The following is a 23,934-nucleotide window of genomic DNA, read 5'->3' as shown; positions in this document are numbered from 1 at the left end:
ATCCGCTATGGCGTGGCTCTACCAGTACTCGGGCTTGCGCAACGCCGGTATGCATTGCGACGAGCCCTGGAGACATGGCACCGCGCCGCCGTCCAGCGCCAGAGCGAGCCAGCCATCCGGATGGCTCAACGGCATTGGCGGAGGCACGACCGCCTCGGAAACGGGCTGGAACCCGACCTTTCCGTAGAAGGCTGGATCGCCATAGGTGACCACGACATCGATGCCATCGGTCCGCAAACGCGCCAGCGCCTCCGCGATCAGGGATTGACCGGCGCCCTTGCGCTGATGTTGCGGGTGAACCGCCATCGGGGACAGGAGAACGGTGCGGCGGGCGTCATGCGGATAGACCAGCGGCGAAAAGAACACGGCCGCAATCACGCAGCCCTCCCGGATCCGCGTGAACACCCGCAGGCCGTCGGCCTCGGCGGCGTCCAGCACCGATCTGGCAAGATCCGCGATCGCCCGACCTTCGTCCTCCCCTTCCGATGCCGCGAAGGTCGTGCGGAAAAGCGCGACGACCTCCCCGGCGCGTTCCGGTTTCCCATCATCCATTGTCATCGTCCGTGCCGCCCGGGCTCATGATCTGACGGGACGCATCGCACCTTCGCAAGCGCGTACGGCCAGAACCGGAAAACGAATATCCCCGTCCTGACCCCATGGCGTCCGTGCAAACAAAAAGGGACCGGCAGAATAGCCGGCCCCTTCCTGAAGAGATTGTCGCATTGCCGGCGAAGCGGCACCTTGTGGTGCCCGTCACGCTCAATTGAGGCGGGCCGACACGTCCTTGATGCTTTGTGTCAGAAGGTCGTCACCGATCTTGCCGTCGAGCTTCTTGGCGAGAATCACCTCGGCCGCGGCCACGGCGATGTCGGCGGCGCGTGCCTTGACGTCGGCAATTGCCTGTCCTTCGGCCTGGGCGATCTTGCGCTCCGCCGCTTCCGTGCGGCGCGTGATCATTTCCTCGAGCGCTTCGTTGGCCTCTTCGGTCATCCGGTCGGCCTCGCGCTTGGCTTCGGCGACGATGCCCTCGGCCTCGGCCTCGGCTTCCTGACGCCGGCGCTGGTAATCTGCGAGAAGCGACTGTGCCTCCTCACGCAGCTTGCGGGCGTCATCGAGTTCCTTGCGGATGGAATCGGCCCGCTTGTCGAGGCTCGACCCGACCGTGCCGGGAACCTTGAGATATGCGAGCAGGGCCAGAAAAAGCAGAAGCCCGACCAGTGCCCATGCTGAAGCGTCCATCAGGCCGTCCTCACTTCATTGCGCCGTCGACGGCCTTGGAAAGCTCCGTCTTGGTCGGAGCCTTGCCGATCAGGCTTTCGACCAGCGCGGTTGTGGTCTCGGTAGCGATCTCGCCGACGTTTTCCATGGCGGCCGCCTTGATATCGTGAATGCGCTGCTCGGCATCCGAGAGTTTCGCGGCCAGATCCGCCTCGGTCGCCGCCCGGCGGCGTTCGACGTCGGCCTTGAGCTTGTCGCGGGTTTCCTGCGCGATGCCATGCGCATTCGCGCGCGCCTCGGCCAGAGCCTGTTCATAGGCGGCGATGGCGGCGTTGCTCTCGTCGTTCAGACGGTTCGCTTCGGCAATGTCGCCGGCGATCCTGTCTCGACGATCCTCAAGGATGCCACTGATGCGCGGCAGAGCCACCCGGCTCATGATCCAGTAAAGCAGGCCGAAGGTGATCGCCAGCCAGAGGATCTGCGATGCGTAGGTCGTCGCATCGAACGGCGGGAAGGCCGCAGGCGAATGGGGTTCGGCTGGAATGGCGATTCCAACCTGGGTATCGGCGCTAGTCGTGGCCATCTTGATCTCCAATGCCGCAGCTCATGCTGCCTCGCAGCTTTGGGGACACAACCGACCGGGCGCGGGAAACGCACCCGGTCGGAAAATCCGCGTCGCTGACGCACTCCGTCGTGATTAGACGGCGAAGAGCAGGAGAAGCGCGACGAGAAGCGAGAAAATGCCGAGCGCCTCGGTCACGGCGAAGCCGAGGATGAGGCGGCCGAACTGGCCGTCGGCAGCGGACGGGTTGCGCAGGGCACCCGACAGGTAGTTGCCGAAAATGTTGCCGAGGCCGAGGGCGGCGCCGCCCATGCCCAGACAGGCGAGACCGGCACCGATGTACTTAGCTGCTTCAGCTTCCATGACACTTGCTCCTTGAGTAGAGATTGCAGCGACGAGATGGGCGGCTCCGCTTCATTGCGGAGCCTAACCAGACTGACTTCTAGTGGCTCGGATGCAGCGCATCGTTGAGGTACATGCAAGTCAGAACCGTGAAAACATAGGCTTGAAGGAACGCCACCAGGAATTCCAGAGCCGTCAGCGCGATGGTCATCAACAGCGGCAGGATCGCCGCGATCGGACCGAATACGCCGAATCCTTCGGCTGCGAGCAGCGACACCACGAAGCCGGCGAAGACCTTCAGCGTGATATGTCCTGCCAGCATGTTGGCGAACAGACGAACCGACAGGCTGACCGGACGCGAGAGGAACGAGATAACCTCGATCGGCGTCACGAGCAGATACATGACCGGAGGAACGCCTGCAGGCGCGAACAGGCGCAGGAACTTGGTGCCGTGCTTGGCGAAGCCGTAGATCGTGACGGTCCCGATCACCAGCAACGACAACACGAAGGTAACGATGATGTGGCTGGTGACGGTGAAGAAATAGGGGAACATGCCGATCAGATTGGCGAACAGCACGAACATGAACAGCGAGAACACCAGCGGGAAGAAGCGCATGCCCTCGTTGCCGGCCGAACTTCGCAGCGTATTGGCGACAAATTCGTAACTCATCTCGGCCAGCGACTGCCAGCGGCTTGGCACGAGGCCCCGCCCGCCGGACGACAGGATCAGGAACATGGCGACGAGAGCCGTCGTCACGACCATGAACAGCGCCGAGTTGGTAAAGGACAGATCAAGGCCGCCGACCTCGATCGGAACAAGCTTGGAGATCTGGAACTGATGGATCGGGTCGTTCGCCACCGGGTCAGCCCCTCTTTAGCGGTCGCATTGCACGCTTTCGCGCCATGAACAGGTTCAGGAACCGTCGTCGCGCTTCTTGTCTTCCGGTTCCGCCACAACACCGGCCGACCTCAGAAGATTGAGCACGCCCGCACAGAACCCCAACAAAAGAAAGATGATCAAGCCCCACGGGCTCGTCCCCAGTCCCTTGTCGATCAGCCAGCCAAGACCTGCACCCACCAGGACACCGGCGACGAATTCCGTCGACAGCTTCATGGCCTGAGCATAGCCCTGCCCCGCGCCTGAAGAGTCTTCGCCCTTGCGCCGTTGCGCGTCCGGCGAACGTTCCTCAAGCGATTGCACCAGCCGGTTCTTTCGCTCGGACAGTTCCACCTCCGTAAACACACGACGCTCGCCGTCTTGTCCGCTCTCGTCGGGAGACATGATACCCAGCCCCCTTTCTCGATGCGCACCGGCGTGTTGCCCGCATGCCTCTGGAAGTCGGGCGCACCATAGTCGGCACCCCCCGCGCTGTCAAGACAGCACGATCGCAGCTTAAGTATTTGTTTTTCAATAAATATTTCAATTCTCAAAAAGAGTTCGAGCAGCTTGTTCCACCAATTGCGGAGACCGGTGCGCCGCTAGCCCGCTTCACGGAATCGCTCTGCGGTCTCGAGATCGACGGAGACCAGTTGCGAGATGCCGCGTTCGGCCATGGTGACGCCGAAAAGCCGGTTCATCCGCGCCATGGTGATCGGATTGTGGGTAATCACAACGAAACGGGTGTCGGTGCTGCGCGTCATTTCATCCAGAAGGTCGCAATAGCGCTCCACATTGGCGTCGTCGAGCGGAGCGTCGACCTCATCCAGCACGCAGATCGGCGCCGGATTCGTCAGGAACACCGCAAAGATCAGCGCCATGGCGGTCAGGGCCTGCTCGCCACCGGACAAAAGCGTCATGGTCTGCGGCTTCTTGCCCGGCGGACGGGCGATGATTTCCAGCCCGGCGTCGAGCGGATCCTCCGCATCGACCAGCTTGAGTTCCGCCGTACCGCCGCCGAACAGATGCGTGAACAGACGCTGAAACTGCGCATTCACGGTCTCGAAGGCGGTGAGCAGGCGCTCGCGGGCTTCCTTGTTGATATTGGAGATCGCGCCGCGCAGGCGCTTGATCGCCTCGATCAGGTCGTCGCGGTCGGCGACCAGCGTGTCGCGTTGCGTCGCGATTTCACCCAGTTCCTCCTCGGCGCGCAGGTTCACCCCGCCAAGCCGCTCGCGTTCGGCTTTCAGCCGGTCGACACGCCGCTCCAGCGCATCCGGATCGGGAAGCGGGGCTCCCTCCTTCAGACCGGCGAGGGCGGCGAGGGCGTCGACGGAGACCTCGAGCGCCTCGTCGATGCGTGCCTCGATCTCCGCCTTGCGGGTCCGTGCCGCAGCGAGCCGTTCCTCCGCGCGAATGCGCCGCTCACGCGCCTCGGAAAGATGGGTCAGCGCGTCTTGCGCCTGCGCATCGGCCTCACGTTGCGCCGCTTCCGCCTGCGCCAGTGCATCATCGGCCGCCGCACGCGTGGCCTCCGCGGTCGAGATCTCGCTCATCAGGCCGCGCCGCTTGCGGTCGATGTCGTCCGGTGCTTCCAGCAATTCCGCGCGTTCTTCCTCGGCCGCCGCCATGCGCTCGCCGAGGACCTCCACCTGCTGACGCGCACCGGAGGCCCGCTGCGCCCAGCTTGCCCGTTCGCGCGCAAGCGCATCCTGCCGCCGCCGGCGCATGTCGCGTTCCCGCGCCAGGCCTTCGGCGGCCGCGCGTTCGCGCGACAGGGCCGCGCGCACCTCGGCCGTCTCGACACGGACGGTATCTATGCGGCTCGCCAGTCCGTCGTCGGCCGGAAGCTCCTCCAGCGCCATGCGTGCCTCTTCCGCCGCATCGCGCGCCTCGCCCAGATCCGCCTCGATGCGGGCGAGACCGTCCTCCAGCGCCGCGCGGCGGGCCTGCGCCTCAGCATGCGACCGCTCAAGCCGGCTCACCTGCGCGCGCGCCTCGTCCGCCGACTGTCGCAAGCCCCGCAACTGTCCGCGCGCGGCCTGCTCGGCCTCGGAGGCCGCGCGAACGGCCGCGGAATGTGACTCGAACTCTTCCTGGCGGGTAAATGCAATCTCTCGCGCCGCCTCGATGTCCTCTTCGAGCGCCGCCAGCCGGTTCTTGCGGGCAAGGCGCTGCGCGGCTGCCGTCGGCGCATCGGCCGAGACGGTGAACCCGTCCCAGCGCCACAGTGCGCCGTCGCGCGACACAAGGCGCTGGCCGGGTGCCAGCATGTCCTTGAGACCAGCCGCCTCCTGCGCATCCACGACACCGATCTGGGCAAGACGACGTGAAAGAGCCGCCGGCGCGGTGACGAATTGCGAAAGGGCGACAGCGCCCTGCGGCAGCACCGGATCGGACGCCCACGGCCCGGTCGCGCCGCCGGTCTCACTCCAGCGCATCGGCGCATCGCCGCCGACCGGCGCGTCGAGATCCTCGCCAAGGGCTGCACCCAGCGCCGTCTCGTAGCCGGGCTTCGCCGACATGGCATCGACCACCGCCGGCCAGTCGCCCGCATGGCCTTCGCTCAGGATATCGGCAAGCGTGCGCGCCTCCGTCTCCAGCCGGGAGACCTGTGCCTGCGCGTCGGCAAGCGGCGCGCGGGCGGCCTCAAGGGCGCTGCGGGCGGCGCCGGTCTGCTCCTCTCCGCCAAGCACAGCCTCCTCACCGGCGGCGAGCCGTTCCTCGGCGATCAACTGCGCCTCGCGGGCAGCTTCCAGCGCCGGCGCGGCTTCCAGTTCGGACACAAGGTCGGAGAGCTGCCCGGCCGTTTCGTCATGCTGGCGCGTGAGCCGGTCGACCCGCACGCGCGCCGCGTCATGGGCTTCGCTCAACTGGCGCCGGCGCGCCACCGTGCCGGCCTGTTCCTCGGTCAGCGCGGCAAGGCGTTCCTCGGCCTCCGCGACCCTGCTTTCAGCTTCCTCAACGCGCGTCGCGGAGGTTTCGGCGCGCTCTTCCTCCGCCATCGCTTCCGCGCGCAGCTCTTCTTCTTCCTCCGCAAGGGTTGCGAGGTGGTCGTCGTTTTCGGAGATCAGCGCCTGTTCGCGGGCAATGTCCTGATGCAATTGCTGGAGCCGCGCGCCCAGATCGCTCAACCGCTCGCGCACGCGGCGTTCCTCGCCGTCCAGTTCATTGCGGGCAACCACCAACCGCTGCAGCGTGGCGCCGGCGCGCGCGGACGCGTCACGTGCTTCAGGCACCTTTCGCGCGGCGACCGCCTGGGCGGTGGCGGCCCGGGTCTGGGCTTGAGCGATCTCGTTGACGCGGGCTTCAGCGGCAGTGAATTCGCTCTCCGTCTCCAGCAGGTGATCGCGGCAGGCGAGCCAGCGCAGATGATACAAAGCGGCTTCGGCGGAGCGGATTTCAGAGGAGAGATTGCGGAAGCGGCCGGCCTGGCGGGCCTGCCGCTTGAGATTGTCGAGCTGGCCGTCGATCTGGGTGAGCACATCTTCCAGGCGTTCCAGATTGGTTTCGGCGGCGCGCAGCCGCAGTTCCGCCTCATGACGACGCGAATGCAAGCCGGAAATGCCCGCCGCCTCTTCCAGTATCTGACGGCGCGAGGTGGGCTTCGCCGCGATCAGCTCGCCGATCTGTCCCTGACGCACGAGCGCGGGCGAGCGCGCGCCGGTCGAGGCGTCCGCGAAAAGAAGCTGCACGTCGCGGGCGCGCACGTCCCGGGCATTGATCTTGTAGTTGGACCCGCCCTCGCGCTCGATCCGGCGGGTGACCTCGAGCATATCCGCGTCGTTGAAGCCTGAGGGCGCGGTGCGGTCTGCGTTGTCGAGGAACAGCGTCACTTCCGCGGTGTTGCGGGCCGGACGGTTCAGACTGCCGGAAAAAATCACGTCGTCCATGCCCGACGCGCGCATGTTCTTGTAGGAGTTTTCCCCCATCACCCAGCGCAGCGCCTCGACAAGATTGGACTTGCCGCAGCCGTTCGGGCCGACGACGCCGGTCAGTCCGTCGCCGATGATGAAATCCATCGGTTCGACGAACGACTTGAAGCCCAAAACGCGCAGCTTGTTGAATTTCATGAGGTGCGCTCGATCGCGGGGCCTGCGACCGGACGGCTCATGACCACCCGGTCCCGGGACCCGTTGCTAGAGTTGGCTGGCGATGGCCGCATCGAGCTGGTCGACCGTCAGCGCTCCGCTTTCCATTTCGCCGTTGAAGAAGAAGGTCGGCGTTGCACGAACCCCGAACTCCGCCTTGGCGCGGTCGCGCGAGGCATAGATGCCATCGAGCAAAGCCTGATCCTTCAGGCAGGTTTCGAAGCTTTCCTGCGTAAAACCGATCTGCCTGGCGAACTTCAACAGCGAATCATACGGATTTTCCGTGAAAGCCCAGCTGCGCTGCTGCTCGAACATCAGATCGACCACGTCGAAATATTTCTCTTCCGGAGCGCAGCGGGCCAGCATGAAGGCCGCTGCGGCGACGGGATCGAGCGGATATTCGCGGAAGACGAAACGGACCTTGCCGGTCTCGATGTATTCCGACTTGAGGTGCGGATAGCCGCCCTTGTGGAAACTGGCGCAATGGCCGCAGGTCATCGAGGCGTATTCGACGACCGTGACGGGCGCGTTTTCATCGCCCTGGACCTTGTCGGGCAGCGCGCCGGGCTGCATCAGTGTCTCGACGTCCACGGATTGCGCGAAGGCCGGAAGCACGGGCAGGACCACACCGGTCGCAACGAGACCGGCGGAAGCGCGAAGAAGTAACTGTCGGCGATTAAGGCTCACGAGCTTTCCCCATGTCGTTTTTTAAAATTCAAGGCCGCTTAACGCTTGTTTATCGCCTTTGGCGGGTCGGTCAACCGGACACGGACAATGTGGCGTCTTTGGGAGCGGAGACAAGCGCTGCGCTCACACCTGTGTGACCGGCACTCACCGCGTCTTCGCCAGCACCGCCCGTCCGAGCTTTTCCAGTGCCGCCTGCAAGCGGGTCTCGCCGACGCCGGAGATCGTGCGCTTGAGTTCGGCTTCCTCTTCGCTGGTAAGATCGCGCAGCTTCGGCGGCCGGGGCCGTTTGGGGTGAGAGACCGGACCCTGCAGAATCCGGATGCGCCCGATCGCCGCCCAGCCGAAAAAGCCGTTGATGCGCTCGATCACCTGCGGCATGTCGTGCGTCAGCATGAGCGCCGTCGCGCCGTCTGTCTGAACAACGAGGGTTGCGGGCTTGGCCTCCTCGTGCGGCTCGGTGCGCACGCGCGGCCAGTCGAGGCGCAGCGGCTGGACGCGCCCGGCATAGCGCGCGCCGACGATCTCCGGCCAGTCGGCAACGAGATCCGATGTGGCGAAACCGCGCTTTCGGCAGGCCTTGTCGAGCGAAGCGCCGATCAGATCGCCGATCGGACGCGCACGGGTGACGCGACGCGCGCCCGCCGGGGGCGTGCCGCGCCCTGATCTGCCCCGGGTCTTGCGCGAATCACTCATATCCAAGCTTTTTGCGGCAATTGCGCCGATATCGCGACGGTTTTCTTTGCCCTCGCGCCAAATCCTGCCGTTCGTCCCCGCAATGCACGCTTTCCGCACAGGCAGGACCGGCGACGCGCCGTTCGGGATTGAGACGGGTGAAGCGGCGGATTCCTCGATGCCTGCTCGCTCGCCCTTGCGTTTTATCGGGATAAACGGCGACCGCACGTCATGCGCCCTTGAATTCGCCGCCGGACACCCGATCCTGTTGCCCCATGACAGCCGACCCAACCGCCTCCCGAACCGCGCCGCCTGCCAACAGCCTCGCCGGCACCCTGCTTGCCTGGTACGATCGCCATGCACGCACATTGCCGTGGCGGGTGCTCCCGGCCGACCGCGACGCCGGCGAGATCGTCGATCCGTATCGGGTGTGGCTTTCGGAAATCATGCTGCAGCAGACCACCGTACAGGCGGTAAAGCCCTATTTCGAGGCCTTCACGCGACGCTGGCCGGATGTCCGCGATCTCGCCGAGGCCCACGAGGAAGACGTGATGAAAGCCTGGGCGGGGCTTGGATACTATTCACGCGCCCGAAACCTCAAGGCCTGCGCCGAGACGGTGGCGCGCGAGCACGGCGGTCATTTCCCGGACACCGAGGCGGGTCTTCTGGCGCTTCCCGGGATCGGTCCCTATACCGCTGCGGCGATTGCGGCGATCGCCTTCGACCGGCCGGCGGCCGTCGTCGACGGCAATGTCGAGCGGGTGATCAGCCGGCTGCGCGCCATCGAAACGCCGCTTCCCGCGGCAAAGCCGGAAATCCGCATCGCAACCGCCGAGCTTGTCCCGAATGAGCGTCCGGGCGACTTCGCGCAAGCCATGATGGATCTTGGCGCCAGCCTTTGCAGTCCGCGCAGGCCCGCTTGCGCATTGTGTCCGTGCGTCGACGCCTGCGCCGCGCACAAGGCCGGCATTGCCGAAACGCTCCCGAAGAAGGCCCCGAAGCAGCCAAAGCCGACGCGCCGGGGCATGGCCTTCGTGCTCCGGCGCGGCGATGGCGCCGTGCTGTTGCGGCGGCGTCCGCCCAAGGGCCTGCTCGGCGGCATGAGCGAGCCGCCGGTGAGTGCGTGGGGCGAGACGGCGACGCAGGATGACCTTGCGCAAGTGCCGGACGCGATTGCACGCCTGACGCCGGAATGGCAGCGGATTGCTGGCGACGTGCGCCACACCTTCACGCATTTTCATCTGGAACTGGCGATCTGGCGCGCGGAACTCAAGGGCACGCCGGACGCCCCCGATGGACACTGGTGGTCGGACCCGCAGGACCTAGACAGCGAGGCCCTGCCCACAGTGATGCGCAAAGCGCTGGCGGCGGGTCTGCGTGTATAACGCTCCGCCTTCGCATTTGAATTGCATTTCCCGACGTTCTCGCCCATAGACGCGCATCGATCTGCCGTTGCGGAGACTTCGGCCATGTTCACGCATTCCCATCCCGCGCTTTTTTCCCGTGCGGAGGCGGCGGAGGTCATCCGTCTCGCAGCCGATGCGCAAGCCGCCTCCGGCGGGCTCGTCGGCGGATTGCACAATCACAACATCCGCCGCGCCGACATCTCCTGGCTCGACGACAAGACCAGCGCCGCCTGGGTGATGGAGCGCATCGTCGCCGGCGTGGCAGAAGCCAATCGCGACCGCTTCGATTTCGACATCACCGATTTTCGCGAAAGGCTGCAGGTCGCGAGCTACGACGAAAGCGTCGAGGGGCATTACGACTGGCACTCCGACATCGGCGACGGGCCGATCGCGCGTTGGCGCAAGCTCACCATCGTCGTGCAGTTGAGCGCGCCGGAGAGCTACGACGGCGGCGCGCTGGAGATCAATCTGGGCAGCACCAGCGCGACGGCGGAACGCGGCACGGGCGATGCCACGCTGTTCGCCTCCTTCATGCTGCACCGGGTCGCGCCCGTCACGCGCGGCACGCGCCATTCGCTGACCTGCTGGTGCCACGGCCCGGCGTTTCGCTGACCGGAAACGTTACTGGAACGCCGTCTCGGCAAAGCTCCTGAGCTTGCGCGAATGCAGCCGCTCGCGCGGCATGGCGCGCAGCTTTTCCATGCTGAGAATGCCGATCCTGAGGTGCTGCGCCACCTGGCGCTTGTAGAAATCCGTCGCCATGCCCGGCAATTTCAATTCGCCGTGCAGCGGCTTGTCGGAGACGCACAAGAGCGTGCCGTAAGGAACGCGGAAGCGGAAGCCGTTGGCGGCGATCGTCGCCGATTCCATGTCGAGCGCGATGGCGCGCGACTGCGAGAATCGCTGCACCGGCTCGCGGTGGTCCCTGAGTTCCCAGTTGCGGTTGTCGATGGAGGCGACCGTGCCGGTGCGCATCACCCGCTTCAGCTCGTAGCCGGCCAGCCCCGTGACCTCCTCCACCGCGCCTTCCAGCGCCACCTGGATCTCGGCGAGCGGCGGGATCGGCACCCAGGCGGGCAGATCGGCGTCGAGCACGTGGTCCTCGCGGACATAGCCATGGGCAAGCACGTAGTCGCCGAGCTGCTGGCTGTTCCTCAGGCCCGCGCAATGGCCAAGCATCAGCCAGGCATGGGGCCTGAGCACCGCGACGTGGTCGGTGATCGTCTTGGCGTTGGAGGGCCCGACGCCGATGTTGATCATGGTGATGCCGGACTGGTCGGGACGGGCGAGATGATAAGCCGGCATCTGCGGCAGCCGCGCCGGCGCCTCGCCCTCGTCCGGCTCAAGGTCTCCCGCCCGGGTAACGACATTGCCGGGTTCGATGAAATGAGTGTAGCCGCTTTCGGGGTCGGCCAGGAGCTCGCGCGCCAGCCGGCAGAATTCGTCCATGTAGAACTGATAGTTCGTCAGGATCACATAGTTCTGGAAATGGCCGGCAGCCGTCGCCGTGTAGTGCTGCAGGCGGTGCAGGGAATAGTCGACGCGGGGAGCGGTGAAGGGCGCCAGCGGACGCGGACGTCCGGGTCCCGCCTCGAAGGTACCGTTGACAATGGCATCGTCGAGCACGGAAAGGTCCGGAAGGTCGAAGACATCCGCAAGCGGCCTTTGCAGGGCAAGCTCGGCACCCTCGACATGCGTGCCGTCGTAAAAGGCGAAATGCAGCGGGATCGGAAGATCGCCAACGCCGATCTCGACCGGCACCTCGTGATTGCCGAGCAGAAGCGCTATCTGTTCCAGCAGATAATCGTGGAAGAGGTCCGGACGGGTGACGGAGGTGGTGTGCACACCCGGCCCCGAGACGAAGCCATAGGCCAGCCGGCTGTCGACCCGACCGTGCGTCTGGGTCACCAGCCGGATCTCCGGGTAGCAGGCCCGCACCCGGCCTTCCGGGATTTCCCCGGTCAGGAACCTCTGGAAGGCATCGCGCAGGAAGGCGGTGTTGGTCTGGAAAATCTCTTCCAGGCGCGCAACGGCGGCCTCTGCGTCGCGATATCCGGTGTAGGCCACGGCCTCGGGTTCATGCAGCATCGCGCCTGGCCGGGGTTCGTGCTTCGCGTCGTCCGCCATGTCATGCCACCCTTCCGGTTTCCTCGCATGGGCCTTTTTGCCCCGCGCCGGCCATCCCTGCGGACCGACGACAATTATGAATATTTTTTCATCGGCTGAAAAGATTTTTCTTGGCGACCGTCACCCGCCTGCCCGACGCGTGGCGACGTTAACGCTTCGACATGGCCGTTTCATGCAATTTGCAACGCCCGCCCCCGCCTTCTGGGAAAATCGCCTGTCCGCACAGTCCGTTGGGCAGATCCTGCCGGGTTACAGCTTCGAACCCGCCCGTTAACGAAGCGAAGCAGGCAAGGGCGCGGCGTTTAAAACGGTAAACAGAGTGTTGATTCATAAAGTCTTTTTTGTTTGAGGCCTTAACCGCTGATTTACCAAGCCCGGTAACCATGAAGCTCGTAATTGCGTGAGGTTTTGCGTCGCAATGAGTGTACAGCGTAAAGGGGTGCCCGCCGTGGCACCCCGCTTCCACCAAGATGGTTCACCGCCGGTTCCCGGCTCCGAACCCGCATGGCTCGACACGATCCTCAAGGGGGATTGCGTGGCCGCGCTGGAACGGTTGCCCAAGAACTCGGTCGATCTCGTCTTCGCCGATCCGCCCTACAATCTCCAGCTCGGCGGAGACCTGCACCGCCCCGACCAGTCGCGGGTGGATGCCTGCGACGATCACTGGGACCAGTTCGCCAGTTTCGAGGCCTATGACGCCTTCACCCGGGCCTGGCTGCTCGCGGCCAAACGTGTCCTGAAGCCGGACGGCGGTCTGTGGGTGATCGGGTCCTATCACAACATCTTCCGCGTCGGCAGCATCCTGCAGGACCTCGGGTTCTGGATCCTGAACGACGTCGTGTGGCTGAAGTCGAATCCGATGCCGAACTTTCGCGGCAAGCGGTTCACCAATGCCCACGAGACGATGATCTGGGCCTCGCCCTCACGGGACGCGAAATACACCTTCAACTACGAGGCGCTGAAGGCCTTCAACGACGACCTTCAAATGCGCTCCGACTGGCATCTGCCCTTGTGTACGGGCGGCGAGCGGCTGAAGGACGGCGAGGGTCAGAAGGTGCATCCGACACAAAAGCCGGAAAGCCTGCTCTACCGGGTGCTGCTGGCGTCTTCCAATCCGGGCGACGTCGTGCTCGATCCCTTCTTCGGCACCGGCACCACGGGTGCGGTTGCACGGAAGCTCGGCCGTCACTACGTCGGGGTCGAACGCGAGCAGGACTACATCGACGCGGCCACGGCGCGGATCCAAGCCATCGACCCGCTCGACCCGGCGGCGCTGAACGTCACCCGCAGCAAACGCGCCGCACCGCGCGTGCCCTTCGGCAATCTGCTGGAAGCCGGCATGATCGCGCCGGGTGCGGAACTGACCTGCGCCAAGGGCAAGCACAAAGCCAAAGTGCGTGCCGACGGCTCGCTTGCCTCAGGCGACCACAGCGGCTCGATCCACAAGGTCGGCGCGCTGGTCCAGGGTCAGGAGGCCTGCAACGGCTGGACCTTCTGGCACGTCATGGAAGCCGGCAAGCGCCAACCGATCGATGTCCTGCGCCAGGCGTTCCGCAAGGCGGCGCCCGTTGCGAATTAGAGTTCTAAAGAGCGCTTCCCCGCAGCTCTGCCCGCCTCCGCCCCTTCAAGGGCGGGGGCGGTTTTCTTTTCTCAAAGCTGCATGATCAACCGATGCCGAGCGGCCCCTCGCCGCGCTCAAGGATCAGCGGCACGATCAGGTCTTCCTCGTCGTCGAGATGGCGCATCAGTCCGCCGATCAGCCGGTCGCTGTCGACGGCATATCCATCGGCGGCGCGGCGAATCGCATCGCGATCCGTTCCCTGAAGGTGTCCGAGCAGCCCGTTGGCGCTGGCGATCACCTGCTCGATGCGGGTGTGGATCATTTCATGGTCGCCCTCAAGCACCTCGAAGCCACGCGTCAGCCGTGTTTCCGCCGCCATGAACACCGGAAAATAGTGCTGGTCCTCGATCATGTGATGATGGTGCAATTCGCTCAGGAACTGTTGCAGGCGCGGCGCGAAAAACGCTCCGAAGGCGTGCGGCTCCATCTCGCCCTCGCGAAAGCGGGAGAGCGCGTCCTCAAGCACGCCGCCAAGCTGGCGAAAGCCGTTGTGCCGGTCGAGCCAGAAGCGGGCCATGCCGCCGAGATTCGGATGCGCATCCCACGCCTGACGCGGATACTGGCGCAACAGGAAAAGCAGTTCGTCCGACAGCCCGGTGCGGGTGTCGAGATCGGTTTGATGGGACATGGTGATAAATCCTGTTCGTGTCAGCCGGAACATGGGCGCGCAAAACGCCTTCGACAAGGCCGCGATGGATGGACAGTCTGTCCAGCAGCCGTCATCGCGGTCACCCCGTTGGCCCCGTCAAGCTGGCACTGTGGCGGCAACGGCAAACGCCCCGGGTCCGCGCAAACCGATGCCGGCGTCTTTCATCTCTTTTTTGGCGCGACATGCCGATCTTTCGCCTGCGGCAAGCGATCCGGCCAGGTCGACCGCGACGCAATAGCCCCGGTTGCGCGCGCCAAGCGCCGTTGAGCGCACGCAATGGGCGAGGTCCAGCCCGCACAGGGTGAGACGCCCGACGCCTTGGTCGCGCAACCAGGCATCGAGCGCGGGGGCGGAAAAGGCGTCGGCGACATGCTTGATGAAGACCGGAGCCCCTTGTGCGTCGATATCCCTGTCGAGCCGCGCGCCCGGCCGGCCCGGATTGCCGGCCCCTCCGAGCAGGAGGCTCGCGACCCATTGCACCGCCCTGCCCTGATGTTCCTGACGGATGAAGGCGACCGGCTCGCCGGCCTGTCTTGCCGCCGCGACGAGGTCGTTGATACGGGCAATCGCCCGGTCGCGGGCGGCCGGATCATAGGCGTTCGCGCCTTGCGACCTCGTGAAATCCTCCTGCATGTCGATGACGAGAAGCGCACCGTTCCCGGCATTGCCCGCAATGGTTTCACCCGTCGTCGGACGGGCGATGCGCCGCGCCGTCGCGACGAAGAATGCGGCGAGACCGGTTAGCGCGATGACGACAGCGCCGAGGATGACGGGCCACATGGGGATCTCCTTGCAAGTCGTGTCAGGCGAGCGGCCCGGGGTGGTCGGGATCGTCCTCGAAGGGCGAGAAATGCTCCAGACAGGCGGACAGCACCTGTGTCGCAACGTTGACGTCCGCCGGCGAAAGGCGCGCGGCAAGATCGGCGACGGCGGCATCCTCGCGCTTGCGGATTTCCGCAAACAGACGACGCCCCGCCTCCGTCGCCGCGATGAGATAGGACCGACGGTGCGCCGGGTTTGCGCGACGTTCCACGAGATCTGCGGCACGAAGGCCGTCGACCCATTTCTGCACGTTCTGACGCGGCAAGAAGAGCGCACGGCCAATTGCCGGGACGCTGAGCGGCCCGCTTTCCACCAGAAGCGCCAGCACCGCGCGCTCGCCGACCCCGATCCCTGTGCCGTCCAGATGATCGCCAACAGAACGGGCTACCCGCCGGTGCAACGGCCGCACCTGCTGCAGGAGGCCGTACAGGGCCTGGGTCTTGTCCGTCACCACCATCCCCTCAATTTGACATATTTAATGTCAAATTGACATATTGTGTTTCATTGTGCAACCGCACAGCCGAAACGAAAACGCCCGGCGCGATGGCCGGGCGAGAGGGATGGCAAAGCCTCAAAAAGGCGTCATCCCGGACTCCGCACAAGCGGAGATCCGGGATCGGAGAGGCACTGACTGTCTGTTTTCATTGGCTTGAAAAATCCGGCTCTTGCGCTCCCCGATCCCGGGTCGCGGCTGACGCCTTGCCCGGGACGACGCGAGGCGGGTATTCGCTCTTTGGCGACAATCTGCGCCCGGCGCGATGGCCGGGCGTTTCACTGTTTGTCACTCGGGAAGAAGAGGATTACTCCGCCGCGGCCGGCTCGACCGCGCGCGGGGCGGGGCGTTCCCACTTGAGCACCGGTTTGCGCGCGGCGCGGGTCTCGTCGAGGCGTGCGCGCGGCGCATGGAACGGCGCGCCCTTGAAGCGATCCGTCTTGCCCTTCGACGCATGCATCACCAAATCGCGCATGGTGGCGATAAAGAGATCGAGCGAGGAGCGGCTTTCCGATTCCGTCGGCTCGATCAGCATCGCGCCGTGGACGACCAGCGGGAAATACATGGTCATCGGGTGATAGCCCTCGTCGATCATCGCCTTGGCGAAGTCGAGGGTGGTGACGCCGGTGTCCTTGAGGAAACTGTCGTCGAACAGCACCTCGTGCATGCACCAGCGCGAGCCGAACGGCAGGCTCATCAGGTCTTCCAGCCCGACGCGCACGTAGTTGGCGTTCAAGACGGCGTCCTCCGAGGCCTGACGCAGACCGTCGGCGCCGTGGCTCTTCATGTAGGCGAGCGCGCGCACATACATGCCCATCTGGCCGTGGAAGGCGGTCATGCGACCGAACGGCTTCTCGCCGTCCTTCAGCTCGGTCTCGCTTTCCACCCAGGTCACGCCGTCGTCGTTCTTGCGCAGGAAGGGGAGCGGGGCGAAGGGCGCGAGCCGGTCGGAGAGCACCACCGGACCCGAGCCCGGTCCGCCGCCGCCATGCGGGGTGGAGAAGGTCTTGTGCAGGTTGATGTGCATGGCGTCGACGCCAAGATCGCCGGGCCGCGCCTTGCCGACGATGGCGTTGAAATTCGCCCCGTCGCAGTAGAAATAGCCGTTGGCCGCGTGGATCGCGTCGGCGATGGCGATGATGTCGCGCTCGAACAGCCCGCAGGTGTTCGGGTTGGTCAGCATGATGCCGGCGATGTCGCCCTCATGCTCCGCGATCCGCGCCTCGACGGCGGCCGGATCGACCGTGCCGTCCGCGCGCGCCTCGATGGAAACGACCTTGTAGCCGAGAAGGGCGGCGGTCGCCGGATTGGTGCCATGGGCGGATTCGGGCACCAACACGATCCTGGGAGCGCGCCCGGCCGCCGTGTGCGCCGCCTTGATCGCCATCATGCCGCAGAGTTCGCCATGCGCGCCGGCCTTGGGGCTCATCGCCACCGCGCTCATGCCGGTCATGGTCATCAGCCAGTGGGACAGTTCGTCGATCAGGTCGATCGCGCCCGACACGGTGGAAAGCGGCTGCAGCGGGTGAATGTCGCCGAAGCCCGGCAGCCGCGCCATCTTCTCGTTCAGGCGCGGATTGTGCTTCATCGTGCAGGAGCCAAGCGGATAAAGCCCGGCGTCGATGGCGTAGTTCTTTGAACTCAGCCGCACGAAGTGGCGCATGGTTTCCGGCTCGGTGAGCGCGGGCAGATCCAGCTCCGCCTTGCGGGCATGCGCCCCGAGTGCGGGCGTGAAATCCTCCGGCTCGTCGAGATCGACGCCACAGATATCCGTGCGACCGGTCTCGAACAGCAGCGGCTCCTCCATCTGCAACGCCTTGTTGCCGGTGAAGGTCGGATGCCCGGTCATTCCGCCCGTCTCGGCCGGGGTGGAGGGGCGTCCCTGATTGTTCATGCTCATGCCAGCACCTCCTTCAGCGCGGCGACGAAGGCCTCGCGGTCCTCGTCGGAATTGATCTCGCTCGATGCCACGAGCAGCAGGTTTTCAAGATCGGCCTTGCCCGGCTCCAGCCGCGCAACCGGCACGCCTCCCAAGATCCCCTGACGCGCCAGCGCCTCGACGACCGCGGTTGCCTCCATCGGCAGCTTCACGGTGAACTCGTTGAAGAAGGCGTCGTTGATCACCGAAACGCCCGGAAGCTCTTCCAGCATCGCCTTCAGCTTCACCGCATGGGCGTGGTTGATCCTCGCCAGCTTCTCCAGCCCCTTGCCGCCCAGAAGCGTCATGTGGACGGTGAAGGCGAGACAGCAAAGCCCGGAGTTGGTGCAGATGTTCGACGTCGCTTTGTCGCGGCGGATGTGCTGCTCGCGGGTCGAAAGCGTGAGGACGAAGCCGCGCTTGCCGTTGGCGTCGACGGTCTCGCCGCAGAGCCGACCCGGCATCTGGCGGATGTATTTCTGCCGCGTGGCGAACAGCCCGACATAGGGACCGCCGAAGTTGAGGCCATTGCCGATGGACTGGCCCTCGCCGACAACGATGTCCGCGCCTTGCGCGCCCGGCGGCTCGATCAGGCCGAGCGACATCACCTCGGTGAAGACGGCGATCAGCAGCGCGCCATGGGCATGCGCCTTTTCCGCAATCGGCTTCAGGTCGATCAGCTGGCCGTAGAAGGACGGCGACTGCACGACGACGCAGGAGGTCTCGTCGTCGATCTTCGACAGGATATCCTCGGTGGCGTTCGGATCGGCCGGCAGGCTTTCCACCGTGTCGCCGGCCATGGCGCTCAGGCCCTCGACGACATCGCGATATTGCGGATGCAACCCGCCGGAGAGAACCGCCTTGTTGCGCTTGGTCACCCGGTGCGCCATCAGCACGGCTTCCGCCGTTCCGGTCGAACCGTCGTACATGGAGGCATTGGCCACATCCATGGCGGTGAGGGCTGCGACCTGCGTCTGGAACTCGAAGAGATACTGCAGCGTGCCCTGCGTGACCTCGGGCTGATAGGGCGTGTAGGAGGTCAGGAACTCCGAGCGCTGGATCAGGTGATCGACGCTTGCCGGCACATGGTGCTTGTAGGCGCCGGCACCCACGAAGAACGGCACGGCGGAGGCCGGGACGTTTTTCAGCGCCATGCGCGACATGTCGCGTTCGACGCCAAATTCGCTCTGGCGCTTCGGAAGGTCGAGCAACCCGTCGAGGCGGGCGCTGGTCGGAATGTCGACGAAGATCTCGTCGATGTCGGAAACGCCGACACGGGCGCGCATGTCGGCGCGGTCGGCGTCGGAAAGGGGCAGATAGCGCATGTTACGCTCCTTGACGATCATCTTGTGCAACCTGCGCGAGGCGCGCGGGCCGGGCCTCAATGACGATTTCGCTGGTCACGGAATTGGCGATGAAACAGGCCTCATGGGCCTTGTGGTGCAGGGCATCGAGCCGATCGGCGTCGGGCAGGACATCGCCTGAGAAAACGACTTCCGGGCGAAGCGCCACATGGGTCACGGCCATCTTGCCGGGCGCGATGCGGTCCATCGTTCCGTCCGCCCGGTCGGTATAGCTTTCCACCTCGAGCCCGTCGCGGCGCGCCAGATCGAGAAACCACAGCATGTGGCAGCTGGATATGGCGGCGACGAAGGCCTCTTCCGGGTCGACGGCCGCCTCCACGGAGTGCGGCAGCGGCACCACGCTCGGCGAGGCGGACGCGGGAACGGTGATCCCGCCGTCGAACGACCAGTCATGGCCCCGGCTGTAGGTGTTCGCGGCGAAATCGCCCGAACATCGCCAACTGACATCGGCCCGGTAGAGGTGTTTCGCCATACGCCTCAAAGACCCTCGAGATGCGTCTTGTAGGCGGCTTCGTCCATCAGGCCCTCGAGCTGGCCGGTGTCGGACATCCTGATCTTGAGAAACCAGGCCGCGCCTTCGGGATCCTCGTTCACCTTGCCCGGCTCGTCCGCCAGCATGTCGTTGGCGCCGACGACCTCGCCGTCGAGCGGCGCGTAGACCTCCGACGCCGCCTTGACGCTCTCGACCACGGCGGCCTCGTCGCCCTTGGCGACCTTGCGGCCGACCTCGGGAAGTTCGACGAAGACGACGTCGCCGAGCTGCTCCTGGGCATAATTGGTGATGCCGACGGTGGCGACATCGCCCTCGACGGCAATCCATTCGTGGTCTTCGGTGTAGCGGGTGGACATCGTCTCGTTCCTCCGGATGGAAAGTCACATGGCGCGGACGCTTTGAGCGTCCAGGGATGGCGGACGCTTCGAGCGTCCAGGGATGAAAGACGCGGGAGGGCGTCAGCGAAAGACAGCCGTCAGGCGGTCGGCTTGCGGTGGTAGCGCTGCGGCACGAAGGGCATGTCGGCAACGGTCGCGGGAAGCTCGCGGCTCCGCACGACGAGGGTCAGCTTCGTGCCGACCTTGGCGTTGGCCGGATCGACATAGCCCATGGCGATCGGCGCGCCGAGGCTCGGCGCGAAGCCGCCGGAGGTCACCGTGCCGATTGCGTTGCCGGAGGCATCGCGGATTTCCGCGCCTTCGCGCGCCGGCGCGCGGCCCTCGAGCGTGAAGCCGACGCGCACACGCTCCGGGCCGTTCGCGAGTTCCGCCAGAATGCGCTTGGCGCCGGGAAAGTCGCCCGCCTCCTTGCGCCGCTTCTGCAAAACGAAGGTGATCGCGCCCTCGACCGGCGAGGTGGTCTCGTCGATGTCGTGACCGTAGAGGCAAAGCCCGGCTTCCAGGCGCAGCGAATCGCGCGCGCCGAGCCCGACCGGCGCGACCCGCTCGTCGGCGAGCAGTGCGCGGGCAATCGCCTCCGCAGCGCCGGCCGGAACGGACAGCTCGTAGCCGTCCTCGCCGGTGTAGCCGGAGCGCGAGACATGAACGGCAATGCCGTCGAATTCCATGGACCGTGCCGCCATGAAGGCCATGTCGGCGGCCTCGGGCGCATGCGCCTTCAAGACATCGGCGGCCATCGGCCCCTGAAGCGCGATCAGCGCGCGGTCCTCGATGGACTCCAGCCGGACGTTTTCAGGCAAGCTTGCCGCGATCGTCTCGTAGTCGACCGCCTTGCGCGAGGCGTTGACCACGAGAAACAGCCGGCCGTCATTTTCTGCCCCTTCCGGACGGCTCACCATCAGGTCGTCGACGATGCCGCCGGTCTCGTTCAAGAGCACGGTGTAGCGCTGGCGGCCCGGCTTGAGCGCCGCGATGGCGGACGGCGTGATGCGCTCGAGTGCTGCGGCGGTCGTCTCGAAATCCGGGCCGACGAGCCACGCCTGGCCCATGTGGGAAACGTCGAACAGACCGGCCTTCTCGCGCGTATGGGTGTGTTCGGCGATGATGCCCTGCGGGTATTGCACCGGCATCTCGTAGCCGGCGAAGGGCACGAGCCTCGCGCCGAGCTCGCGGTGAAGATCGGTGAGCGGCGTCGACAACAGGGAGGCGTCGGTCATGGGGCGTCCTGGCGCAAGAGGGAATGGTGACGCGAACACATGAGCATCCACGCACCCCCTCTGTCCCGACGACCTGAGAGATTTCCCGCCCGCGCACGGATGGCGCGCCTTGATGAGGGCGGTTACTCCTTCGGTGAGGGCGAGCATGCCTTTCGGCTTGCGCGTCCTGCTTTCCAGAGCGTTGCTCGACCGGCGGTCCTTTTGCCTGAGAGTTTCCGGGGCGGTTGCTCCTTCGGCGCCGGCGCCCTACGCCGACCTCTCCCGCAAGTCGTTTCGGATTGTCCCCAAGGGATGGTCCTTCGACCGGCCCGGTGCGGGGAAACCCTGCGGCGCACAACGAAAACGCCGCGTCAGTCACGTCCAGTCATTGTCGGCACTCCGACTCGGACTGTCAATCACCGCCTCCTATTGCCGCCGTTTGCGGCCGTCGTCCAGCGCTATTTCGAGTTTGACCGAACCGGTCTGGGGAACGACGAGGTTTTGCTCCACCAGCGCCCACTGCTCGGCAGGCGCGCCCGCGCCCAGCGTGACCGGAACGGTCAGCATGGTCGGCTTCGCCCGTTTGCGCCCGGTGTCGTCTCCGGCCTCGTTGGAAACGAAAGTGACGCGGACAGGCAGGAAGATTTCGCCTCCCTCCCAGGCCGGGCCCGGCGTGACGCGGCCGGAGACACCGAGCGTCATCTTCACTTCGCCCCCCTCCCGGCGACACGTGCGCGCCCATTTTTCCAGGTTCGCCTGATATTGCAGCGCGCGCGGGTCATCGTCCTTGCCGCGCAGCGATTTCATGATGATGTAGCCGTTGTCCTCGACCTCAAGCGACGGACACGGCACATCCTTGCGAAACACGTCCGGGTCGACATCGACGGCGGACTTGCCGGAAGCATTGCCGGAAATGATCGTCTTGCCAACATCTCCGCCGCCAAAGACGCTGCCGCCACCGTCGCTGCCGCAGCCGGCCAGTGCCAGCGCCATGACGACAGCCGCGACAGATCCGGCCCGGCGCATTCCGACAGTCTTGTCCATATCCGTCTCTTTCACTTCAACCCGTGTCCCGAAATCTCGACAGCGCCCGTCTATATCAGTCCGCCGCGGACTTGGCGAGACGCCAGCCCCTCCCCGCTTCGACAATGGACGGCGGCGTGACCGGCAACTCTTGACAGGTGCCGGGTGCAACCCTCTATTGCCGGGAACCGGGTGCGCCGTCCAGAGCCGCGCGCCACACGGGCAGGCGAACAAAGGGAGGCCCGGCTTGGCTTCGACATCCAGCGATACGGGAACATCCAGCGACCGGGCGCAGGACCGCACGCCCCTGCGCGTGCTGCTGTGCGCGCCGCGCGGTTTTTGCGCCGGCGTCGACCGCGCCGTTCAGATCGTCGAGCTTGCGCTGGAACGCTTCGGCGCACCGGTCTACGTCCGCCATGAAATCGTGCACAACAAATACGTGGTGGAAAGCCTGAAGACCAAGGGCGCGGTCTTCATCGAGGAACTGACCGAGATCCCGGACGAGGACGTCGAGCGCCCGGTGGTGTTCTCCGCCCATGGCGTGCCGAAATCCGTTCCGGCCGCGGCGCAGGCCCGCAACATGTTCTATCTCGACGCAACGTGCCCGCTCGTCTCCAAGGTCCACAAGGAAGCCGAGATCCATTTCCGGCGCGGCCGGGAGATCGTTCTCATCGGCCATGCCGGCCACCCGGAGGTGATCGGCACCATGGGCCAACTGCCCGAGGGCGCGGTGCGCCTCGTCGAGACGGTGGAGGATGCCCGCGCCTATGTGCCCACCGGCGGCAAGCCGCTCGCCTGGATCACCCAGACGACGCTGTCGGTCGACGACACGCGCGCCATCGTCGAGGTGCTCACCCAGCGTTTCCCCGAGATCGTCGCCCCGCACAAGGACGACATCTGCTACGCCACCACCAACCGGCAGGAAGCGGTGAAGGCCGTTGCGCCGAAAATCGACGCGATGATCGTGGTGGGCGCTCCGAATTCCTCCAACTCGCAGCGGCTGCGCGAAGTCGCGGAACGCGCCGGCTGCCCGTTCGCCGTTCTGGTGCAGCGCGCGTCCGACATCCCCTGGGAGCGGTTTTCCGGGCTTTCGAGCCTCGGCATCACCGCCGGCGCCTCCGCGCCGGAGGTTCTGGTGGAAGAGATCATCGGCGCCTTCGCGGATCGCTACGAGGTGTCGGTGGAAAGTGTGCGCACGGCGGAAGAAACGATCGCCTTCAACCTGCCGCGCGCCCTGCGCGAGGCGGCCGAATAAACCTGCGACGGGGCCGGAGAGCGTTCCGTGACAATCTGAGGAGGCGGATATGGAGTGGCTCGGCGTCTTCATCGCGGTTTTCGCGATCTTCCTGCCCGCCCTGATGCTGCCGGGACCGGACTTTATCGCCGTCGTGCGCGCGTCGATGGCACATGGCGCCCGCGCCGGACTGATGACCACCGCCGGCGTTTCGCTGGGGCTCGGCGTCTATGCCACGCTGTCGCTGGCCGGCCTGTCCGCCCTGCTCGTCGAGTACCAGTGGCTGGCCATCGTGCTGCGCGTCGCCGGCGGGACCTATCTCGCCTGGCTCGGCATCCGGCTTCTTTTCGCACGGCCCCAAACGCTTGAAATCGGCATCGCCGATGACGCGCCCCGGCGCAATCCGGTCGTATTCGGCTTTCTCGTCACAATGACCAATCCCAAGGCCATCGTGCTCTTCGCCAGCGTCTTCGCAACCTCCGTGACGGCGCAAACGCCTGTCTGGGTGCTTGTCGCCATGGTCGCGCTGGTCGTGGCAGCGGCGGCGCTGTGGTACACGCTCGTCAGCCTGTTCATGTCCTCCGGCCCGGTGCTTCGCCGCTTCACCGGCCTTCAGCACTGGATCGAGCGCGTGGCCGGGGCCTGTTTCGTCGCCATCGGCGGCCGCATCCTGACCGACGCCCGCAACCCCATCGCCCCCTGAGGCCGGCTGCCCCGGCATCCGCGCCAATTGCAATCCAG

General features: G+C 65.6%; 24 protein-coding genes and 1 riboswitch. Of the genes, 5 read left to right on the top strand and 19 right to left on the bottom strand.

Annotated elements, in window-relative coordinates:
- Positions 1-18 precede the first annotated feature (18 nt).
- From BLU32_RS02150 to BLU32_RS02110, 9 genes are all read right to left on the bottom strand, one after another.
- On the bottom strand, positions 19-552 hold the full coding sequence (locus BLU32_RS02150) for a GNAT family N-acetyltransferase (RefSeq protein ID WP_157727454.1): 534 nt from the start codon (positions 550-552) through the stop codon (positions 19-21).
- A 207-nt stretch (positions 553-759) separates the two neighbouring features.
- Positions 760-1,239 (bottom strand): F0F1 ATP synthase subunit B, encoded by a 480-nt coding sequence (locus tag BLU32_RS02145; protein WP_172838518.1) that lies wholly within the window; start codon positions 1,237-1,239, stop codon positions 760-762.
- A gap of 10 nt (positions 1,240-1,249) precedes the next feature.
- Entirely contained in the window at positions 1,250-1,801 is a 552-nt protein-coding gene (locus BLU32_RS02140) for a F0F1 ATP synthase subunit B (RefSeq protein WP_093810465.1), read from the bottom strand.
- 114 nt (positions 1,802-1,915) lie between these two features.
- Complete coding sequence (locus BLU32_RS02135; RefSeq protein ID WP_029060187.1) at positions 1,916-2,143, bottom strand: F0F1 ATP synthase subunit C; 228 nt, start codon at positions 2,141-2,143, stop codon at positions 1,916-1,918.
- A 79-nt stretch (positions 2,144-2,222) separates the two neighbouring features.
- Positions 2,223-2,981: a F0F1 ATP synthase subunit A gene (locus BLU32_RS02130; protein ID WP_093804776.1), complete on the bottom strand. Its 759-nt coding sequence runs from the start codon at positions 2,979-2,981 to the stop codon at positions 2,223-2,225.
- 54 nt (positions 2,982-3,035) lie between these two features.
- The gene (locus tag BLU32_RS02125; protein WP_093804775.1) at positions 3,036-3,404 is read right to left on the bottom strand and encodes an AtpZ/AtpI family protein; all 369 of its coding nucleotides are present in this window, start codon (positions 3,402-3,404) and stop codon (positions 3,036-3,038) included.
- A 197-nt stretch (positions 3,405-3,601) separates the two neighbouring features.
- Positions 3,602-7,072 carry a chromosome segregation protein SMC gene (smc, locus tag BLU32_RS02120; protein WP_093804774.1) on the bottom strand — a complete coding sequence of 1,157 codons (3,471 nt, stop codon included), beginning with the start codon at positions 7,070-7,072 and terminating at the stop codon, positions 3,602-3,604.
- Between the two features lie 66 nt (positions 7,073-7,138).
- Positions 7,139-7,777, bottom strand: coding sequence for a DsbA family protein (locus BLU32_RS02115; protein WP_093804773.1), 639 nt, complete (start codon positions 7,775-7,777; stop codon positions 7,139-7,141).
- A 144-nt stretch (positions 7,778-7,921) separates the two neighbouring features.
- On the bottom strand, positions 7,922-8,470 hold the full coding sequence (locus tag BLU32_RS02110; RefSeq protein WP_093810463.1) for a DUF721 domain-containing protein: 549 nt from the start codon (positions 8,468-8,470) through the stop codon (positions 7,922-7,924).
- A gap of 254 nt (positions 8,471-8,724) precedes the next feature.
- On the opposite strand from BLU32_RS02110, the gene mutY reads away from it, so the two are divergent.
- On the top strand, positions 8,725-9,834 hold the full coding sequence (gene mutY, locus BLU32_RS02105; RefSeq protein WP_093804772.1) for an A/G-specific adenine glycosylase: 1,110 nt from the start codon (positions 8,725-8,727) through the stop codon (positions 9,832-9,834).
- 84 nt (positions 9,835-9,918) lie between these two features.
- Positions 9,919-10,467 carry a 2OG-Fe(II) oxygenase gene (locus tag BLU32_RS02100; protein ID WP_093804771.1) on the top strand — a complete coding sequence of 183 codons (549 nt, stop codon included), beginning with the start codon at positions 9,919-9,921 and terminating at the stop codon, positions 10,465-10,467.
- A gap of 9 nt (positions 10,468-10,476) precedes the next feature.
- Here BLU32_RS02100 and BLU32_RS02095 read toward each other — a convergent pair whose 3' ends face one another.
- Positions 10,477-11,982, bottom strand: a complete 1,506-nt coding sequence (locus tag BLU32_RS02095) for an AMP nucleosidase (protein WP_371326950.1) — start codon at positions 11,980-11,982, stop codon at positions 10,477-10,479.
- 418 nt (positions 11,983-12,400) lie between these two features.
- Between BLU32_RS02095 and BLU32_RS02090 the strand changes: the two genes are divergently transcribed.
- The gene (locus BLU32_RS02090) at positions 12,401-13,561 is read left to right on the top strand and encodes a site-specific DNA-methyltransferase (protein ID WP_093804769.1); all 1,161 of its coding nucleotides are present in this window, start codon (positions 12,401-12,403) and stop codon (positions 13,559-13,561) included.
- A gap of 85 nt (positions 13,562-13,646) precedes the next feature.
- Here the strand turns inward: BLU32_RS02090 and BLU32_RS02085 are convergent, their stop codons facing one another.
- The 9 genes from BLU32_RS02085 to BLU32_RS02045 all read right to left on the bottom strand — a co-directional run bounded on the left by BLU32_RS02085 (position 13,647) and on the right by BLU32_RS02045 (position 21,980).
- Positions 13,647-14,231: a hemerythrin domain-containing protein gene (locus BLU32_RS02085; RefSeq protein ID WP_093810461.1), complete on the bottom strand. Its 585-nt coding sequence runs from the start codon at positions 14,229-14,231 to the stop codon at positions 13,647-13,649.
- A 117-nt stretch (positions 14,232-14,348) separates the two neighbouring features.
- Entirely contained in the window at positions 14,349-15,032 is a 684-nt protein-coding gene (locus BLU32_RS02080) for a cysteine hydrolase family protein (protein ID WP_157727453.1), read from the bottom strand.
- A 22-nt stretch (positions 15,033-15,054) separates the two neighbouring features.
- Positions 15,055-15,525, bottom strand: a complete 471-nt coding sequence (locus BLU32_RS02075; protein WP_157727452.1) for a MarR family winged helix-turn-helix transcriptional regulator — start codon at positions 15,523-15,525, stop codon at positions 15,055-15,057.
- 349 nt (positions 15,526-15,874) lie between these two features.
- Positions 15,875-17,467, bottom strand: a complete 1,593-nt coding sequence (gene gcvPB, locus BLU32_RS02070) for an aminomethyl-transferring glycine dehydrogenase subunit GcvPB (RefSeq protein ID WP_093804766.1) — start codon at positions 17,465-17,467, stop codon at positions 15,875-15,877.
- Positions 17,464-18,810, bottom strand: coding sequence for an aminomethyl-transferring glycine dehydrogenase subunit GcvPA (gcvPA, locus tag BLU32_RS02065; RefSeq protein WP_093804765.1), 1,347 nt, complete (start codon positions 18,808-18,810; stop codon positions 17,464-17,466). Before gcvPA ends, gcvPB begins: the two co-directional genes overlap by 4 nt.
- Before the next feature lies 1 nt (position 18,811).
- Complete coding sequence (locus BLU32_RS02060) at positions 18,812-19,321, bottom strand: OsmC family protein (protein ID WP_093804764.1); 510 nt, start codon at positions 19,319-19,321, stop codon at positions 18,812-18,814.
- Between the two features lie 5 nt (positions 19,322-19,326).
- Positions 19,327-19,698, bottom strand: a complete 372-nt coding sequence (gene gcvH / locus BLU32_RS02055) for a glycine cleavage system protein GcvH (protein WP_093804763.1) — start codon at positions 19,696-19,698, stop codon at positions 19,327-19,329.
- A gap of 119 nt (positions 19,699-19,817) precedes the next feature.
- Complete coding sequence (gcvT, locus tag BLU32_RS02050; RefSeq protein WP_093804762.1) at positions 19,818-20,957, bottom strand: glycine cleavage system aminomethyltransferase GcvT; 1,140 nt, start codon at positions 20,955-20,957, stop codon at positions 19,818-19,820.
- 183 nt (positions 20,958-21,140) lie between these two features.
- Positions 21,141-21,231: riboswitch (glycine riboswitch) on the bottom strand.
- A gap of 131 nt (positions 21,232-21,362) precedes the next feature.
- The gene (locus tag BLU32_RS02045) at positions 21,363-21,980 is read right to left on the bottom strand and encodes a hypothetical protein (protein ID WP_093804761.1); all 618 of its coding nucleotides are present in this window, start codon (positions 21,978-21,980) and stop codon (positions 21,363-21,365) included.
- A gap of 286 nt (positions 21,981-22,266) precedes the next feature.
- Between BLU32_RS02045 and ispH the strand changes: the two genes are divergently transcribed.
- Entirely contained in the window at positions 22,267-23,214 is a 948-nt protein-coding gene (gene ispH, locus BLU32_RS02040) for a 4-hydroxy-3-methylbut-2-enyl diphosphate reductase (protein ID WP_371326964.1), read from the top strand.
- A gap of 49 nt (positions 23,215-23,263) precedes the next feature.
- Positions 23,264-23,896 (top strand): LysE family translocator, encoded by a 633-nt coding sequence (locus BLU32_RS02035; RefSeq protein ID WP_093804759.1) that lies wholly within the window; start codon positions 23,264-23,266, stop codon positions 23,894-23,896.
- Positions 23,897-23,934 lie beyond the last annotated feature (38 nt).

Source organism: Stappia sp. ES.058 (assembly GCF_900105595.1).
GTDB lineage: Bacteria > Pseudomonadota > Alphaproteobacteria > Rhizobiales > Stappiaceae > Stappia.
Note: the sequence above shows the minus strand (reverse complement) of the source record. Positions and strands in the feature narration are given on the sequence as shown.

What these genes read in the sequence shown, in the direction of transcription:
- BLU32_RS02060 (WP_093804764.1), bottom strand. Translation starts at nt 19,321, where the DNA reads ATGGCGAAACACCTCTACCGGGCCGATGTCAGTTGGCGATGTTCGGGC.
- gcvPB (WP_093804766.1), bottom strand. Translation starts at nt 17,467, where the DNA reads ATGAGCATGAACAATCAGGGACGCCCCTCCACCCCGGCCGAGACGGGC.
- BLU32_RS02135 (WP_029060187.1), bottom strand. Translation starts at nt 2,143, where the DNA reads ATGGAAGCTGAAGCAGCTAAGTACATCGGTGCCGGTCTCGCCTGTCTG.
- BLU32_RS02145 (WP_172838518.1), bottom strand. Translation starts at nt 1,239, where the DNA reads ATGGACGCTTCAGCATGGGCACTGGTCGGGCTTCTGCTTTTTCTGGCC.
- BLU32_RS02150 (WP_157727454.1), bottom strand. Translation starts at nt 552, where the DNA reads ATGGATGATGGGAAACCGGAACGCGCCGGGGAGGTCGTCGCGCTTTTC.
- BLU32_RS02085 (WP_093810461.1), bottom strand. Translation starts at nt 14,231, where the DNA reads ATGTCCCATCAAACCGATCTCGACACCCGCACCGGGCTGTCGGACGAA.
- BLU32_RS02125 (WP_093804775.1), bottom strand. Translation starts at nt 3,404, where the DNA reads ATGTCTCCCGACGAGAGCGGACAAGACGGCGAGCGTCGTGTGTTTACG.
- BLU32_RS02095 (WP_371326950.1), bottom strand. Translation starts at nt 11,982, where the DNA reads ATGGCGGACGACGCGAAGCACGAACCCCGGCCAGGCGCGATGCTGCAT.
- smc (WP_093804774.1), bottom strand. Translation starts at nt 7,072, where the DNA reads ATGAAATTCAACAAGCTGCGCGTTTTGGGCTTCAAGTCGTTCGTCGAA.
- BLU32_RS02035 (WP_093804759.1), top strand. Translation starts at nt 23,264, where the DNA reads ATGGAGTGGCTCGGCGTCTTCATCGCGGTTTTCGCGATCTTCCTGCCC.
- BLU32_RS02140 (WP_093810465.1), bottom strand. Translation starts at nt 1,801, where the DNA reads ATGGCCACGACTAGCGCCGATACCCAGGTTGGAATCGCCATTCCAGCC.
- gcvH (WP_093804763.1), bottom strand. Translation starts at nt 19,698, where the DNA reads ATGTCCACCCGCTACACCGAAGACCACGAATGGATTGCCGTCGAGGGC.
- gcvT (WP_093804762.1), bottom strand. Translation starts at nt 20,957, where the DNA reads ATGACCGACGCCTCCCTGTTGTCGACGCCGCTCACCGATCTTCACCGC.
- BLU32_RS02045 (WP_093804761.1), bottom strand. Translation starts at nt 21,980, where the DNA reads ATGGACAAGACTGTCGGAATGCGCCGGGCCGGATCTGTCGCGGCTGTC.
- gcvPA (WP_093804765.1), bottom strand. Translation starts at nt 18,810, where the DNA reads ATGCGCTATCTGCCCCTTTCCGACGCCGACCGCGCCGACATGCGCGCC.
- BLU32_RS02110 (WP_093810463.1), bottom strand. Translation starts at nt 8,470, where the DNA reads ATGAGTGATTCGCGCAAGACCCGGGGCAGATCAGGGCGCGGCACGCCC.
- mutY (WP_093804772.1), top strand. Translation starts at nt 8,725, where the DNA reads ATGACAGCCGACCCAACCGCCTCCCGAACCGCGCCGCCTGCCAACAGC.
- BLU32_RS02090 (WP_093804769.1), top strand. Translation starts at nt 12,401, where the DNA reads ATGAGTGTACAGCGTAAAGGGGTGCCCGCCGTGGCACCCCGCTTCCAC.
- BLU32_RS02080 (WP_157727453.1), bottom strand. Translation starts at nt 15,032, where the DNA reads ATGTGGCCCGTCATCCTCGGCGCTGTCGTCATCGCGCTAACCGGTCTC.
- BLU32_RS02100 (WP_093804771.1), top strand. Translation starts at nt 9,919, where the DNA reads ATGTTCACGCATTCCCATCCCGCGCTTTTTTCCCGTGCGGAGGCGGCG.